This is a genomic window from Aureimonas sp. OT7, from assembly GCF_014844055.1.
GTDB lineage: Bacteria > Pseudomonadota > Alphaproteobacteria > Rhizobiales > Rhizobiaceae > Aureimonas > Aureimonas altamirensis_A.
This window is the reverse complement of the sequence record NZ_CP062167.1, coordinates 3,530,033-3,545,612: the sequence shown is the minus strand read 5'-3', so window position 1 is coordinate 3,545,612 and position 15,580 is coordinate 3,530,033. Positions and strand designations below refer to the sequence as shown.

The window sequence follows — 15,580 nt, the reverse complement described above, 5'->3', positions numbered from 1 at the left end:
GGAAGAGCGGTGAACGCCTACAAGGAACACTCTTGCGACCGGTTGAACCTATCGCATGTTCTGCCTGTGGTGCTGGCCACGCTGCTGTTGACGGGGTGCAGTGGCGACGAAGAGCCGCAGGCCGCGGCGCCCCGTCCGGTCCGGACCGTGCAGGTTGCAATGAGCCGGAGCATGGACCCGATCGTGCTGTCGGGCCGGGTCGAGGCCCGCAACGAGGCGGCATTGGCCTTTCGTATTGCCGGCCGCATGGTCGAGCGTTCCGTCAATGTGGGCGACGCGGTGACGCCGGGGCAGGTGGTTGCGCGGCTTGACCCGCAGAACGAATTGAACGCGCTCAGTTCGGCCCAGGCGGCGCTGGCGGCGGCCGAGGGGCAACTCCGCACGGCGCGCAACGCCTTCGAGCGCCAGCGGCAACTGCTGGACAGGGGGTTCACCACGCGCGCCCTTCACGACCAGGCGCAACAGGCCCTGCAGACGGCGACCTCGCAGGTGGACGACGCGACGGCGCGGCTGAAAATTGCTCATGATCAGGTTGCCTTCACCGAGCTGAAGGCGGACACGGCCGGGGTCGTCACGGCGCGCGGCGCCGAGCCGGGCGAAGTGGTGCAGGCCGGCCGGATGATCCTGCAGATCGCCCGGCAGAACGGGCAGGACGCGGTGTTCGACGTTCCCGCGCAGCTGCTGCGCAACCTGCCCGCGGACCCAGAAGTCACCGTCAGCCTGACGGACGACAATGCGGTTTCGGCACTGGGCCGTGTCCGCGAGGTTGCGCCACAGGCCGATCCCGTCACGCGTACCTTTGCCGTGCGCGTCGGCCTGATAGACCCGCCCGCGGCGATGCGGCTGGGCGCCAGCGTGACCGGCAGCGTCACCGCGGAGAGCGCCTCGGCGATCAGCCTGCCGGCATCCGCGCTGACGCGCGTCGACAACGCCCCCGCCGTCTGGGTGGTCGATCCGGCCAGCAACGCGGTAGCGCTCCGCAATGTCGAGATCGCTGGTTTCGACCCGGCATTCGTGACGGTGGCGCAGGGGCTCGACCTCGGTGAGATCGTCGTCACGGCCGGCGTGCAGGCGCTGCACCCCGGGCAGGTCGTCCGGCTGCTCGGTTCGCAGCAATGAGGGGATTCAACCTTTCGGACTGGGCGCTCCGGAACCGTTCGATCGTCGTCTATCTGATGATGATCGCGGTGGTCATCGGTTTGGCGTCCTACAATACGCTGGGCCGCAACGAGGACCCGAGCTTCGTCATCAAGACCATGGTGGTGCAGGCGGCGTGGCCGGGCGCCAGCGTGCAGGAAACGCTGTCCCAGGTCACCGAGCGGCTGGAGCGCACGCTGCAGGAAACGCCCCAGCTGGATTTCCTGCGCAGCTACACAAGCGCCGGGCTGACGACCATCTTCGTCAACCTGCAGGGCAAGGCGACGCCCGCAGAGGTGAACGACACCTGGTACCATGTGCGCAAGAGCGTCGGCGACATGCGCCACACGCTGCCCGTGGGTATCGTCGGGCCGGGCTTCGACGACGAGTTCGGCGACACGTTCGGCATCATCTACGGCTTTACCGCCGATGGCTTCTCGTCCCGCGAGCTTCGGGACTTTGTCGAAGATGCAAGATCCAGGCTCCTGCATGTGGCGGACGTCTCCAAGATCGACATCATCGGCGCGCAGGACGAGCAGATCTTCATCGAATTCTCGATGGAGCAACTGGCGAATCTGGGCGTCGACCGCACGGCGCTGATCGCGGCGCTGCAGGCGCAGAACGTGGTGCGCCCATCCGGCACCATACGCACCGGCGATGAAAACCTCGCATTGCAGGTTTCCGGCTCGTTCGAGACCGAGGACGATATCAGGAATGTCGACTTCTTCGTCGGCAACAGGCTGCTGCGCCTCAGCGATATCGCCGTGGTGCGGCGTGACGAGAGCGACCCGCCGCAACCCTTGTTCCGGGTTAACGGGACCGAGGCGATCGGGCTGGCCATCGCCATGCGCGATGGCGGCGACATACTGGCGCTCGGGCAGAACGTCACCGACAGCATGGCCGAGATCACCGCCGAACTGCCCGTCGGCATCGAGGCCCATCTGGTGGCCGACCAGGCGGTGACGGTGGAACTGGCGATCGCCGATTTCATGACATCGCTGTTCCAGGCGATCGCCATCATCCTGGTCGTCAGCTTCATCGCGCTGGGGCTGCGGCCGGGGCTGGTGGTGGCGCTGTCCATACCGCTGACGCTGGCCATCGTCTTTTCCGTGATGGACATTGCCGGTATCGACATGCAGCGCGTGTCGCTGGGAGCGCTCATAATCGCTCTTGCCCTCCTGGTCGACGACGCGATGACGACGACCGATGCGATGCTGAACCGGCTTGCAGCCGGCGACGACAAGCACACTGCCGCCACCTTCGCCTTCCGCACCTATGCCTTCGCGATGCTGGCCGGAACGCTGGTCACCATCGCCGGTTTCGTCCCCATCGGCTTTGCCGCGAGTTCGGCGGGCGAATACACCTATTCGCTGTTTGCCGTGGTGAGCATATCGCTGGTCGTCTCATGGTTCGTGGCGGTGGTTTTCGCACCGCTGCTCGGCGTTTTCATACTAAAGGCGCCAAAGCGGACCGGGACATCGCAACCGGGCAGGGTGATCGGCGCCTATCGCGGCTTCCTGTCGAAGGCCATACGGTTCAAATGGGTGACCATTGCCGTGACGCTGGCGATGTTCTTCGGGGCGGTGCTGCTGCTGCCGCTGGTGCCGCGCCAGTTCTTTCCCTCTTCCGACCGGCCCGAACTGCTCGTCGACCTTCGCCTGCCGCAAAGCGCCTCCATCCATGCCAGCGAAAGCGTCGCAAGGCGCTTCGACGATGCCCTCAGGGGCGATCCGGACGTGGAACGGTGGAGCAGCTATGTGGGGCGCGGTGCGATCCGCTTCTATCTGCCGCTCAACGCGCAGCTTCCCAATGATTTCTTTGCCCAGGCGGTGGTGGTGGCCAAGGATGTGGCTGCGCGCGAGCGCCTGCAGGTCCGGCTCGAGGCACTTCTGGCCGAAGAGTTTCCCAGCCTTGTCGCCCGCGTCTACCCGCTCGAGCTGGGGCCGCCCGTCGGCTGGCCGGTCCAGTACCGCGTCAGCGGACCGGATATCGAAACGGTGCGCGACATCTCTTTCGATGTGGCCGAGATCGTGGCGGCCAACAGCGACACCAAGATGGTCAATTTCGACTGGATCGAGCCGACCCGGGAGGTGCGCATTCGTGTCGACCAGAACGAGGCGCGGCGTCTCGGCCTGAGCTCGCAGGCGATCTCCTCGGTGCTCGACACGGTCATCACCGGCATGCCGCTGACGCAGGTGCGCGACGATATTTACCTCGTCGATGTGGTTGCCCGCGCCACGGACGAGCAGCGCGTATCGCTAGCCTCGCTGCGTATGCTGGCGTTGCCGCTGCCCGGCGGGCGCACGGTGCCGCTGGGCCAGGTCGCCAGTTTCGAATATGAGCAGTCCTATCCGCTTGTCTGGCGGCGGGACCGCGTACCCACCCTGACCATCCAGGCCGACGTGACGCCGGGCGTGCTGCCCGAAACCGTGGTTTCGGCGTTGACGCCACAGGTCGAGGCTCTGGCCGCCACCTTGCCGCGCTCCTACCATATCGACCTGGGCGGCACCGTGGAGGAAAGCGCCAGGTCGCAGGAATCGGTCGTCGCGGTGGTGCCGGTGATGCTGCTCATCATGTTCACCGTGCTGATCTTCCAATTGAAGAGCTTCCAGCGGCTTGCGCTGGTGCTCAGCGTCGCACCGCTTGGCTTGATCGGTGTGGTCGGCGCCTTGATGCTATCCGGCAAGCCGCTCGGCTTCGTCGCCATTCTCGGCATCCTGGCGCTGATGGGAATGATCATCAAGAACGCGGTGATCCTCATCGGCCAGATCGACACCGAAAGACGGTCGGGCAAGGCCGTAGCCGAAGCGGTCATGGATGCCAGCAGCGCGCGATTCAGGCCGATCATGTTGACCACCGTGTCGACGGTGCTCGGCATGATCCCGATTGCGCCGACGGTGTTCTGGGGGCCGATGGCCTTTGCGATCATGGGCGGGCTGCTGGTTGCGACGCTACTGACGCTGATCGTGCTGCCAACGCTATACGCGATCTGGTTCGGCTGGCGCGAGCGCGCGCATTAGCCGGAGCCCTGCCGGAGATCTCGGCAGAGACAGGCCGGCCTGTCGACGACGCGAACGGACTGCGGGCTGCCGCCCCGAAGGGCTGGGACAATGCATCGATGATGTGAGGGAGCTTGCTGGTCGGAGTGGCAGGATTCGAACCTGCGACCCCCTCGTCCCGAACGAGGTGCGCTACCAGGCTGCGCTACACTCCGAAACCGCCGTCCGTATAGCCGGGAGGGGGCTGCCACGCAAGCGGTTCTTTCGGCAAAATTTGGCCTCCTGTCCCGGATTGCCAGCCCGTCCGCGAGAGGGTATAGACCCCACGCTGCGACAGCGGCCGGTGGGGCGTAGCCAAGCGGTAAGGCAGCGGTTTTTGGTACCGCCATTCCCTGGTTCGAATCCAGGCGCCCCAGCCATCCTTTCTTGGCTCCTTAAAATGCAGTTAATCAATAACCTGCGGGAGTGGAGTTCGGCTCTGGTAGCCCAAACTGGTATCCCGGATGTACGGCATCGTGATTTGCACCGCATAAGCCCCCATCTGGTGATCTATCCTTCCCTTATCGAACACTCTTTCTTCACTCGCGCAGCTAGAACATGCCCCGGCGAGGGGCTGTGGATAGTTGGGCTCTGTTCATTGGCCACTGCCGAACCTGCTGATGAATAGGGTAAACATCCTATTAAGGATGTTGGGCCAGGGGCGGGCAGATGGCAAAGAAGAAGGGTCGCGAAAGGACCCTCACGGATGAGGAGATTGGCCTCATCAAGGCGATGCTCGCAAAGGGCATGAAGAACGACGAGGCGCACTTCTACTTTAACCGCGCTGACCGCCTGATCAGCACTGGCCGCATCACCCAGATCAAACAGGGTCAGTATGGCGCGGCAGTTCCTGTGGCTACCCCGGCTGAACTGGGCACTTTCATTTCCAACTGGCAGTCTCGACAACTGACAGGAGCGGCGAGGGGGCCAGCGTCTCCAACCGATCCTGAAACCATCATTGCTATGTTCACGGAGACCCAGGGTGTCTGGACTTTGCGGCTGGGCGAGACCGATCAAGCCGAGTGCAAACAGAACTTCCGCCTCATGCCGGAGGAGCGATTTGCAGATGTGATTAAGACGATTGCTGGATTTGCGAACAACAAGGGTGGACACGTCTTGTTTGGCGTGAACGACAAGACGCAATCGGTCGATGGGCTAACGGCAGAATACTTCGTCAAGACCGATCCAGCAGACATCAACCGTTGCCTTGCCGGGGCTCTCGATCCAGTCCCGCACGTCACCAAGACCTCCGTGACGATTGGTGGGAAAACTATCGGCGCGCTGTACGTGGAGAAGCACGAGAACGCCCCGGTCATCGCGCTTAAAAACATTGGTGGGGGCGTCTTCAAAGAAGGGACGATCTACTACCGGTACGTGGGCGAAACTCGGTCCATTAAACCGGGTGAGTTGAGGAAGATCATTGCCAACCGGGAGCAGCGGGCAGTCGCAGAGTTCACTCGAAGGATGAACCAAATTGCATCGGGCGCAGCAGCCACCGTCGATCTTGATACCGGGCAGGTGACTGGAAGAAGCGGTAGCTTCGTGATCGACGAAGACCTCCTGCCCAGCATCCAGTTCATCCGGGAGGGGGAGTTCAGCGAAGTAAAAGGGGCTCCTGCGCTACGGCTCATCGGCGACGTGGAGCCCGTGTCCGACTTGGAAAAAGAACGGGCTCGGATCATCCGGGAGAACGTCACTCCAGACGCCGTCATCAGCAACTTCCTCAAAAGTGAGAAGGTCTATGACCCGATGCAGTACATCCACGCCCAGGCGCACTGCCAGCGCAAGTGGCTTCCCGTGTGGTACTACGTGGCGCAGGCGGACCGCAAAGTGGATGCCATCGTAGATGATCTAATGGCGCGGGTGTCTTCTCTCCCCTCTAGTCGGGCTGCGGTCGTGAAGCGGTTGCGGAGGGAGGAGAGTGCCCACAAGGTCCACCTAGGGAGACCGGCGCGAATACTCGAAGGTTTCACATCAGGGGTGGTCGTAGAGCCAAAGGATGCGTCGGAGGTTCTGCCCATCGCCAACGCGATCATGGGCCTCCCGGCTGGAACAACAGAAGTCGAGAAGTTCAAGCCCATTGTTCTCGCGTGTCTGGAGCGCATGGACGGGGAGGGCGCGAACAATGGCACCAGGAGCGCAATCTACCGCGCAGCCTGCCGTTTGGACGAGCTGCTCCACGCAACGGATGCAACCAACTCACCCCTACGTCAGAAGCGGTAGCGGCTCAACGCGCATGGCCTGACGCACCTAGAAGGGGCTTGTTCACCTCGGCCTTGGTTGCTTCTCGGGCACTGCCATGATCGTCATTGCCATCATCCTGCTTGCCGAACAGGTTGCCCCGATGGTCGGTGCTTGATCGCTGCCTTGGTCATGCGTACGCAGGATCGGTTGATCGGCGGAGGCGCGGGCGGTCCGATGTTTTAACTTCAGCAAAGCAAGGGTTCCGGCGGCATGGACCGGAGCGTCTTGGAGTATCGGATCCCGGGCGTCGTGTTTGACTGATCCCGACATCGCTTCAGATACTCTCCGGCTGAAACCCGATTCGGAGAATGCCCGTGCACAAGCTCGTTCTGCTGGCCCTCGGACTGAGCCTTGGCGGTTGTGTCGCCACCAGCCAGATGGACAGAGCTGAGATGGAGGCCGGCCCCGCGCCGGAATCCGTCAGGACGGCTATCGTCAACGGCGCGCGCACCTATATGGCGGGGCCGTATGTCCTGCGCCGGGCCGAGATTTCGACCATGCCGTTCGATGCCCTGCGCGATCGCCATTACGTTTGCGTCCGCGCTGACGCCGCAAATACGGGCGGTGAGGATCTGGGGCGCAAGGCCATGGCCGTCTTCGTCCGAAACGAGCGTCCGGTCGCCACCGCGCTGAACGATCCGCTCTGCGCGCGGCCCGGCCTGCGATGGGAGCCGTTCCCGGAACTGGAAGCCCTTTACCGCCCTTGAGGCGGGGCCTATCGCTCCGACCCGCAAAGGGTCATGATGCCGCCCATGACAGACATTCCGATCGTCCTCGTCGTCGCAATGGCCCGCAACCGCGTGATCGGCGCGGATGGCGGCATGCCCTGGACGCTGCCCACCGATCTCGCCCGCTATCGACGCCTGACGATGGGACGGCCGATGATCATGGGGCGTCGTACGCTGGACGCAATCGGGCGCCTTCTCGATGGCCGCGACTCGATCGTGCTGTCCCACGATGCGGGGCGGGTGCGCTACGGCGCCTGGCACGCCGACACCCTCGAAACCGCGCTGAGGCTGGCGCGCGCCAGCGCTGCGGAGCGAGGCTCCGACGCCATCATGGTGGTCGGCGGCGAAGACATCTTCCGCCAGTTCCTACCGATGGCGAACCGTATAGAAATGACGCTGATCGAAGCCGAGATGAACGGCGATGCCGTCTTCCCGGACATTTCCGACGAGGAATGGCAAATGGTGCGGGACGCGCCGATGAGGCGCGGGACGCGCGACGACGCGGACGCCCGTTTCCTGACCCTGGAACGACGGCGCGTTGCGATTTAGGCGCAAATCTCGGATTTGTGCTTTGCGGAATCCACCGGCCGTCATTGAATGCCGAATAGGCAATTCCTATAAGGGCCTGAAACGTCAGGTCGCCGCCATGTCCGTGGTGGGCGTGCCCTTGTGCGAGAGGACATAGATGCCCTGGAGTAATCAGAGCGGGAACGGCGGCTGGAAAGGCGGCGGTGGCAACAATGGCGGCCCATGGGGGCAGGGGCCGCAGAACCCCCGCCCGGGCGGCGGTGGCGGCTCGCCCGACCTTGAGGAAATCCTGCGCCGTGGCCAGGACAGGCTGCGCCGCGCCATGCCGGGCGGCGGCGGATCGGGTGGCGGCAGCCGCGGCAGCGGATTGGCCTTCGGCGGCCTCGTGCTGGCCGGCCTGGCCGTCATCTGGGCGCTCAACGCCATCCATGTCGTCGAGCCGGGCGAAAACGGCGTCAAGATCCTCCTCGGACAGCCGCGCGAGGAACTGTCGCCGCCGGGCCTGCACATGACCCTCTGGCCTCTCGAAACCTTCGAGACCGTGCCAGCCGTCGAGAATCGCCTTCAGATCGGCGGGACGGGCGGCAGCGACACGTCGGGCCTGATGCTTTCGGGGGACCAGAACCTCGTCGACGTCAAGTTCTCGGTCCTCTCCTTCGTTTCCGATCCGCAGGCCTACCTGTTCAACGTGGACGACGCGCCGGGCATGCTGCGCCAGGTTTCCGAAAGCGCGATGCGCGAAGTGGTGGGCCGCAACCCGGTGGACGACCTCTTCCGCGACGACCGTGCCGCCATCGCCGAGATGGTGCGCGCCATCACGCAGCAGACCCTCGACAATTATGGCGCCGGCATCACCATCAACGCCGTGTCCATCGAGGAAACCGCGCCTCCGACGCAGGTTGCCAGCGCCTTCGAGGAGGTGCAGCGCGCAACGCAGGATCAGGATCGCTTCGTGGACGAGGCGAACATCTACCGCAACCAGCAGCTTGGCCGCGCGCGGGGAGAGGCGGCGCAGATCAACGAGGACGCACTGGCCTATCGCAACCGCGTCGTACAGGAAGCGATCGGTGAATCGCAGCGCTTCGCGTCCATCCTCGAGGCCTACGAACAGGCGCCGGAAGTGACGCGCCGCCGGCTTTATCTGGAGACGATGGAAGGCGTGCTGCGCGATTCAAACAAGGTCATCATGGACAGCAACGGCAATGCCAGCGGCGTCGTGCCTTATCTGCCCCTGACCGAGATCGACAGGCTGCGCAACACCAATAACGGCAACAACACCAACCAGGGCGGAACCGGCAACGGCGCCGGCGCCGCATCGATACCGCCGTCCGGCACATCCGCGAACACGCAGGGGCGCAACTGATGAGCAACCGTTTCTATGCCGTGCTGGCGACGGTCGCTGTCGCGTTGCTGTTCGTCTGGAACTCGGCCTTCATCGTCTCGGAACGCCAGCAGGCGCTGGTGCTCCGTTTCGGTGAAATCCAGCGCGTGATTCAGCAGCCCGGGCTGTACTTCAAGATGCCCTTCGCATTTGCCCAGGCCGATAATGTGCAATTGCTGCCGAAGCGGCTTCTGCGGTCCGACCTGAACAATCTGCGCGTGCAGGTGTCGGGCGGCGCCTTCTATGACGTCGATGCCTTCATGGTGTATCGCATCGAGAATCCGGCGCTGTTCCGCCGCGGCGTTCGCGGGGGCCAGCTGGACGAGGCCGAGCGCCTGCTTCTGACGCGCTTCGATTCCGCCATCCGCGCCACCTATGGCCGTCGCAGCTTCTCGGCCGCACTGTCGGACGAGCGCGCCTCGATGATGGTGGAGGTCCGCGACCAGGTGCGCCCCGAAGCGCAACGCCTGGGCATCGACCTCGTCGACGTCCGTATCGGCCGGACGGACCTGACGCCCGAGATTTCGGAACGCACCTACGAGCGCATGGCCGCCGAGCGCCTTGCCGAAGCCGAGCGTCTGCGCGCGGAAGGCCAGGTGCGCGCCAGGACCCTGCGCGCCAACACGGACCGCGAGGCGTCCGAGACGGTCGCCGGTGCGCGCCGTGAGGCAGCGGTGCTTCAGGGCCTTGGCGAGGCCGAGCGAAACGCCACCTTTGCCGAGGTGTTCAGCCGCAACCCGCAGTTCTTCGAGTTCTATCGCTCGATGCAGGCTTACCGCACGGCGCTGGAGGGCACCGGCACCACGATGGTGCTGTCGCCGGATTCGGAGTTCTTCCGCTATTTTGGTACGGACGGCTCCGACGTCGACGGCAATCTCACGCCGCCGCGCGAGACGCCGCCCGCGACGGGGCCGGCGGCGGCAACGCCATCCTCCGCCGCGATCGGCAACTGATGTGGAAAGCCCGGGCATTGTCCCGGGCTTTTTGCTGGCGGTCCCCGATGCGTTCTTGATTCAGTCGCTTTTATCGGCTTGCCTCGGCGCAACAGGCCGTCAGTGATGGAAAGGGCAGTGATGACGCAGCTACCGCAGGCCCGCAATGCGATCGCAGCGGCAATCCTGGCCGCCATGACGGGCAGCGCGCTGGCGCAAGGCGTCATTCCGCCACCGGCCGAGGGCCAGCAGATCGCGCCGCAACGGCCGCCATCCGAAACGCAGGATGCGCCGGCCCCCGGCGTTCCGCCCGCTTCCGCCCAGCCGCGCATGCAGGGGCCCGCTTCCGTTGCGGGGCTGGCCGAAGGCCTGCTCGATGCGGTGGTCAACATCTCGACATCGCAGCGCGTGGCGGGCGGATCGGCCGTGCCGCCGCTGTCCGCGCCGGAAGGCTCGCCGCTGCAGGAATTCTTCGACGAATTGCTGCAAGGCAACGAAGGGACCAACGCACAGCGGGTGCAGTCTCTTGGATCGGGCTTCGTGATCGACCCTTCGGGGATCGTCGTCACCAACAATCACGTCATCGCCGATGCCGACGAGATCACCGTGAACTTCGCGGACGGCTCGTCGCTGAAGGCGACGCTTCTGGGCACCGACACGAAGACGGATCTCGCGGTGCTGAGGGTCGAGCCGGTAGAGCCCCTGACCGCCGTTTCCTTTGGCGACAGCGAGGCCGTGCGCATCGGCGACTGGGTCATGGCCATCGGCAATCCGTTCGGCCTTGGCGGTTCGGTTACGGTGGGCATCGTCTCCGCGCGCGGCCGCAACATAAATGCCGGCCCCTATGACAATTTCATCCAGACCGATGCCGCCATCAACCGCGGCAACAGCGGCGGCCCGCTTTTCGATATGTATGGCCGCGTCATCGGCATCAACACGGCGATCATCTCCCCGACAGGCGGCTCCATCGGCATCGGCTTCGCCATTCCATCACTGCTGGCCGAGAATGTGGTGGGCCAGCTGCGGGAATTCGGAGAAACGCGGCGTGGTTGGCTCGGGATACGCCTGCAGGAGGTGACGGACGAAATCGCCGAAGGGCTGGGGCTTCCGGACACGTCGGGCGCCATCGTCATGGGCGTCGTGCCGAACGGCCCCTCGGATACCGGCCAGATCGAGATCGGCGATGTGATCACCCGGTTCGATGGCCGGCCGGTGCCGACCTCGCGCGATCTGCCGCGCCTTGTCGCCGAAACGGAGGTCGGCAAACGCGTCACGCTGACGCTGATGCGCAAGGAAAGCCAGGACGCGGAGCCACGCTCCATCGATGTGGAGGTGACGCTGGGCCGGCTCGAGGATGGCGAGGCCATGATGGAGCGGCAGGAAGGCGCCACCGGCGAGGAGGGCGGTGACGAGGGTGTCGCCGATGCCGCCGCCGGGACGCTCGGCATGACGCTTGCCGACATGTCCGACGCATTGAAGACGCAGTTCGGCATCGACGAGGAGCTGGAGGGGGTCGTGGTTACCGAGGTCGCGGCCGAATCGCCGGCCGCGGAAAAAGGCATAGAGCCGGGCTCGGTCATCACCGAAATCGGACAGGAATCGGTGGCCACGGCGGAGGCCTTGCGGACCAGCCTTGCCGACCTGCGCACCGATGGCCGCCGCAACGCCCTGCTGCTCGTGGCATCGCCCGGGGGCGATCTGCGTTTCGTGGTTCTGCCGCTCGATTGAGGCAGCGGCGCCTATGCGGCGATGAACTGCTCGGCCTTGTAGCCCTGCAGGAAGAGAAGCCCCGTCAGGTCTGAATAGTCGATCCGGAACGGCGCCTTTGCGGCGACGGCCGGCTTGGCATGCAGGGCGACGCCGGCGCCGGCGGCAAGGATCATCGGCAGATCGTTGGCGCCGTCGCCGACGGCCAGCACGTCGCCCGCGTCCGCGCCGCGCGCGGCGGCGATCTCGTGCAGGGCGGCCAGCTTGGAATCCGCGCCCAGGATCGGTTCGGCAACCGTACCCGTCAGCACGCCATCCACGACATCCAGCCTGTTGGCGCGGTTTTCGTCGAAGCCGAGTTGCCGCGCCACATCCTGGGTAAACAGGGTGAAGCCGCCGGAGACCAGGGCGGTGTAGGCGCCATTGGCCCGCATGGTGGCAACCAGCGTCGCGCCTCCCGTGGCAAGCTGGATGCGCGTGGCCAGAACGTCGTGCACGCGGGCGACCGGCAGGTCCCGCAGCAGGGCCACACGTTCGCGCAGGGCGGGCTCGAACGCGATCTCCCCGTTCATGGCACGGGCGGTGATGGCCGCGACCTTGTCCTTGAGGCCGATCTCGGCCGCCAGTTCGTCGATGCACTCCTGGTCGATCATGGTGGAATCCATGTCCGCGATCAGGATGGACTTCCGTCGGCCCTCGACGGGCTGGACGACGCAGTCCACCGCGGCGGACAGGGCAAGCCGCGACAGGGCATTCAGCGTCGCAGCGTCGGGCGCGTCTTCCGTCACGAGGTCGCAGGCTGTATCCCGCTCCAGCCAGAATATCTCGGCCTCGCCGATGATATACTGTGCCTGCTCCGCAAGGGAGCGGCTGACGCGCGGATCGTTCCGGGCGGAAATCAGGGTAACGACGTGCATTGGCAGGGGACCTGGCAGGCTTGGACCGGTTGAACGCGATTCTGATAGCGGGCCCCACCGCGAGCGGCAAGTCGAAGCTGGCCGTCGACCTGGCGCGAAGCCATGGCGGCGTCGTGGTGAATGCCGATTCGATGCAGATCTACGATGGATTGCGGATTCTGACCGCGCGCCCGACCGAATCGGACATGGGGGGAATTCCCCATCGTCTGTACGGCTACGCAGACCCCTCCGCGCCCTATTCGACAGGCATGTGGCTGACGGAGGTGGAGCGCGTGCTGCAGGAGATCCGCGCGGCCGGCGCGGTGCCGGTCTTCGTGGGGGGCACGGGGCTGTATTTCCGGGCTCTGACGCAGGGGTTGGACGATATGCCGGCGATCGCGCCGGAGCTCCGCGCCGCGCTGCGCGCGCGCCATGCGGAAGAGGGCCCGGGGCGGTTGCACGAGGCGCTTGGCGCGCTCGATCCGCAGGCTGCGGCGCGGCTGCGGCCCACCGACAGCCAGCGCATCCTGCGGGCGTTGGAACTCGTGATGACGACGGGCCGGCCGCTGGCGACCCTTCAGGAAGGGAAGGGCCGCCCACTCCTGCCTGACGCCGGCCTGCGCCGGATCGTTCTTGCGCCGGACCGCGCCGTTCTGCGGGACAGGATCGCCCGGCGGTTCGACGCCATGATGGCCGAGGGCGCGAGGGAGGAGGCGTTGCGCTTCGCGCGGCGTCCGGGCGCGCTCGACCATTCGGCCGGGCAGGCGATCGGCCTGGCCGAGCTTCTTGCGGCGGAGCGTGGCGACATGGCACCGCGCGCTGCGGTGGAGCGGGCAGTGGTGCGGACGCGGCAGTATGCGAAACGGCAGGAGACGTGGTTCCGCAACCAGTTCGGCCCGGATTGGGAGCGGCTGGAGAGCTGAGCGAAATTGCGTTGACGCGCGAAGTCTATGGAAGTATCGTCCCGCCCCATGAAGAACATCACGCTCATTCTCGTAGGCAGGCGCACACGCGAGGCGGTTTAACGACCGTCCGGCGAATGCCACGTGTGCGCGAAAGACAGGCCCCTCGAAGGGCCTTTTTTATTGCCTGAATGACACTTTAGGGACACGACGCGCACCGCTCGACGGAAGGCGCCAAGCAGGAACAGCAGCCATGGACGACATGACGACCAATCCGGAGATCCGCAAGATGACCGGCGCCGAAATGGTGGTGCAGGCGATGAAGGATCACGGCGTCGAGCACCTTTTCGGATATCCGGGCGGTGCTGTGCTGCCGATCTACGATGCCCTGTTCCAGCAGGATGCCGTGCAGCACATCCTTGTCCGCCACGAGCAGGGCGCCGGCCACGCGGCCGAAGGCTATGCCCGTTCCACGGGCAAGGTCGGCGTGATGCTGGTTACCTCCGGCCCCGGCGCAACCAATGCGGTGACCCCGTTGCAGGACGCATTGATGGACTCGATCCCGCTGGTGTGCATCACCGGGCAGGTTCCGACGTCGCTGATCGGTTCCGACGCGTTCCAGGAATGCGATACGGTGGGCATCACGCGGCCCTGCACCAAGCACAACTGGCTGGTGAAGAGCGTCGAGGAGCTGGCGGAGATCCTGCACGAGGCGTTCCATGTCGCGATGTCCGGCCGGCCCGGTCCCGTCGTCGTCGATATCCCGAAGGACATCCAGTTCGCCACCGGCACCTACACGCCGCCGCAGATGAGCCGCGCAGCGAGCCGTTATCATCCGCGCGTCGATGCGGACCGGGCGCGGGTGCGCGCGGCCGTCGAACTGCTCGCCTCGGCGAAACGGCCGGTCTTCTATACGGGTGGCGGCGTCATCAACTCCGGACCGGAGGCAAGCCGGCTGCTGCGCGAATTCGTTGCGCGGACCGGCATCCCCGTCACCTCGACGCTGATGGGGCTTGGCGCCTATCCCGCATCGGGCGAGAACTGGCTGGGCATGCTCGGCATGCACGGCACCTACGAGGCCAACCTCGCCATGCACGACTGCGACGTCATGCTGTGCCTCGGGGCGCGCTTCGACGACCGCATCACCGGTCGCCTGGATGCCTTCTCGCCCAATTCCCGCAAGATCCACGTCGATATCGATCCATCGTCGATCAACAAGAATGTCCGCGTCGCCCTGCCGATCATCGGCGATGTCGGCCATGTGCTGAAGGCCATGCTGGAGGCGTGGAACGAACTGGGGCTGAAGACGGACACGGCCGCCCTGGCCGAGTGGAAGGGCCAGATCGCAAGGTGGAAGGCGCGCAACTGCCTTGCCTACCGGCAGGACGGCGACATCATCATGCCGCAGCACGCGGTCAAGCGCCTGTATGAGCTGACCCGGGACCGCAAGACCTACATCACCACCGAAGTCGGCCAGCACCAGATGTGGGCGGCGCAGTTCTACGGCTTCGAGGAGCCGAACCGCTGGATGACCTCCGGCGGGCTCGGCACCATGGGCTACGGGCTGCCGGCGGCGCTGGGCGTGCAGATCGCCCATCCGGACGCGCTCGTGATCGACATTGCGGGCGACGCCTCCGTGCAGATGACCATGCAGGAGATGTCGGCGGCGGTGCAGTACGAGGCGCCGATCAAGATATTCATTCTCAACAACCAGTATATGGGCATGGTGCGCCAGTGGCAGCAGCTGCTGCACGGCAACCGCCTGTCTCATTCCTACAGCGAGGCGCTGCCCGACTTCGTCAAGATGGCGGAAGCCTTCGGCGGTGTCGGGCTGCGGGTCGAGAAGGCCGGCGATCTGGACGGCGCCATCCGCGAGATGATCGACGTTCGCCGCCCCGTCATCTTCGACTGCTGCGTGGCGAACCTTGCGAACTGCTTCCCGATGATCCCCTCGGGCCGCGCCCACAACGAGATGCTGCTGCCGGACGAGGCGACCGACGAAGTGGTCGCCAACGCCATCGATGCCAAGGGCAAGGCGCTGGTCTAGAACCGGCGCCACCCCACGATCCAACCGTTTTCCAGAGTCC

The 15,580-nt window shown here is 65.2% G+C and carries 11 protein-coding genes and 2 tRNA genes; 11 read left to right on the top strand and 2 right to left on the bottom strand.

The genetic code is table 11. The features are described from left to right. Positions 1-9 precede the first annotated feature (9 nt). Together IGS74_RS16940 and IGS74_RS16935 are read left to right on the top strand one after the other, a co-directional pair. Positions 10-1,119, top strand: coding sequence for an efflux RND transporter periplasmic adaptor subunit (locus IGS74_RS16940; protein ID WP_246722641.1), 1,110 nt, complete (start codon positions 10-12; stop codon positions 1,117-1,119). Beyond that, a complete protein-coding gene (locus tag IGS74_RS16935; protein WP_192387652.1) occupies positions 1,116-4,157 on the top strand; it encodes an efflux RND transporter permease subunit in 3,042 nt (1,013 codons plus the stop codon). The genes IGS74_RS16940 and IGS74_RS16935 overlap by 4 nt, the downstream gene beginning before the upstream one ends. Before the next feature lie 117 nt (positions 4,158-4,274). On the opposite strand, the gene IGS74_RS16930 is transcribed toward IGS74_RS16935, so the two are convergent. Continuing rightward, positions 4,275-4,351, bottom strand: a tRNA-Pro gene (locus IGS74_RS16930). Between the two features lie 129 nt (positions 4,352-4,480). Here IGS74_RS16930 and IGS74_RS16925 point away from each other — a divergent pair. The 7 genes from IGS74_RS16925 (at position 4,481) to IGS74_RS16895 (ending at position 11,716) form a co-directional block, all read left to right on the top strand. Then, positions 4,481-4,555, top strand: a tRNA-Gln gene (locus tag IGS74_RS16925). A gap of 289 nt (positions 4,556-4,844) precedes the next feature. Next, positions 4,845-6,398 carry an ATP-binding protein gene (locus IGS74_RS16920; protein WP_192387650.1) on the top strand — a complete coding sequence of 518 codons (1,554 nt, stop codon included), beginning with the start codon at positions 4,845-4,847 and terminating at the stop codon, positions 6,396-6,398. 335 nt (positions 6,399-6,733) lie between these two features. Continuing rightward, positions 6,734-7,126: a hypothetical protein gene (locus IGS74_RS16915; RefSeq protein WP_192387648.1), complete on the top strand. Its 393-nt coding sequence runs from the start codon at positions 6,734-6,736 to the stop codon at positions 7,124-7,126. A 45-nt stretch (positions 7,127-7,171) separates the two neighbouring features. Further along, positions 7,172-7,696, top strand: a complete 525-nt coding sequence (locus IGS74_RS16910) for a dihydrofolate reductase (RefSeq protein ID WP_192387646.1) — start codon at positions 7,172-7,174, stop codon at positions 7,694-7,696. A 136-nt stretch (positions 7,697-7,832) separates the two neighbouring features. Continuing rightward, entirely contained in the window at positions 7,833-9,038 is a 1,206-nt protein-coding gene (gene hflK / locus IGS74_RS16905) for an FtsH protease activity modulator HflK (RefSeq protein WP_192387644.1), read from the top strand. Continuing rightward, positions 9,038-10,009: a protease modulator HflC gene (locus IGS74_RS16900; RefSeq protein ID WP_192387643.1), complete on the top strand. Its 972-nt coding sequence runs from the start codon at positions 9,038-9,040 to the stop codon at positions 10,007-10,009. The genes hflK and IGS74_RS16900 overlap by 1 nt, the downstream gene beginning before the upstream one ends. Positions 10,010-10,129: 120 nt before the next feature. Then, on the top strand, positions 10,130-11,716 hold the full coding sequence (locus IGS74_RS16895; RefSeq protein ID WP_246722639.1) for a Do family serine endopeptidase: 1,587 nt from the start codon (positions 10,130-10,132) through the stop codon (positions 11,714-11,716). Positions 11,717-11,727: 11 nt separating this feature from the next. Here IGS74_RS16895 and serB read toward each other — a convergent pair whose 3' ends face one another. Continuing rightward, positions 11,728-12,612, bottom strand: a complete 885-nt coding sequence (gene serB / locus IGS74_RS16890) for a phosphoserine phosphatase SerB (protein WP_192387641.1) — start codon at positions 12,610-12,612, stop codon at positions 11,728-11,730. Positions 12,613-12,632: 20 nt separating this feature from the next. On the opposite strand from serB, the gene miaA reads away from it, so the two are divergent. Together miaA and IGS74_RS16880 are read left to right on the top strand one after the other, a co-directional pair. Continuing rightward, positions 12,633-13,514: a tRNA (adenosine(37)-N6)-dimethylallyltransferase MiaA gene (gene miaA / locus IGS74_RS16885; protein WP_246722629.1), complete on the top strand. Its 882-nt coding sequence runs from the start codon at positions 12,633-12,635 to the stop codon at positions 13,512-13,514. A 232-nt stretch (positions 13,515-13,746) separates the two neighbouring features. Further along, positions 13,747-15,540 (top strand): acetolactate synthase 3 large subunit, encoded by a 1,794-nt coding sequence (locus IGS74_RS16880; RefSeq protein ID WP_246722627.1) that lies wholly within the window; start codon positions 13,747-13,749, stop codon positions 15,538-15,540. The last annotated feature ends 40 nt before the right edge of the window (positions 15,541-15,580 follow it).

Excerpts from the sequence above, each read along its gene's own strand:
- IGS74_RS16880 (WP_246722627.1), top strand. The coding sequence starts at position 13,747 with ATGGACGACATGACGACCAATCCGGAGATCCGCAAGATGACCGGCGCC.
- IGS74_RS16935 (WP_192387652.1), top strand. The coding sequence starts at position 1,116 with ATGAGGGGATTCAACCTTTCGGACTGGGCGCTCCGGAACCGTTCGATC.
- serB (WP_192387641.1), bottom strand. The coding sequence starts at position 12,612 with ATGCACGTCGTTACCCTGATTTCCGCCCGGAACGATCCGCGCGTCAGC.
- IGS74_RS16920 (WP_192387650.1), top strand. The coding sequence starts at position 4,845 with ATGGCAAAGAAGAAGGGTCGCGAAAGGACCCTCACGGATGAGGAGATT.
- hflK (WP_192387644.1), top strand. The coding sequence starts at position 7,833 with ATGCCCTGGAGTAATCAGAGCGGGAACGGCGGCTGGAAAGGCGGCGGT.
- IGS74_RS16910 (WP_192387646.1), top strand. The coding sequence starts at position 7,172 with ATGACAGACATTCCGATCGTCCTCGTCGTCGCAATGGCCCGCAACCGC.
- IGS74_RS16895 (WP_246722639.1), top strand. The coding sequence starts at position 10,130 with ATGACGCAGCTACCGCAGGCCCGCAATGCGATCGCAGCGGCAATCCTG.
- IGS74_RS16900 (WP_192387643.1), top strand. The coding sequence starts at position 9,038 with ATGAGCAACCGTTTCTATGCCGTGCTGGCGACGGTCGCTGTCGCGTTG.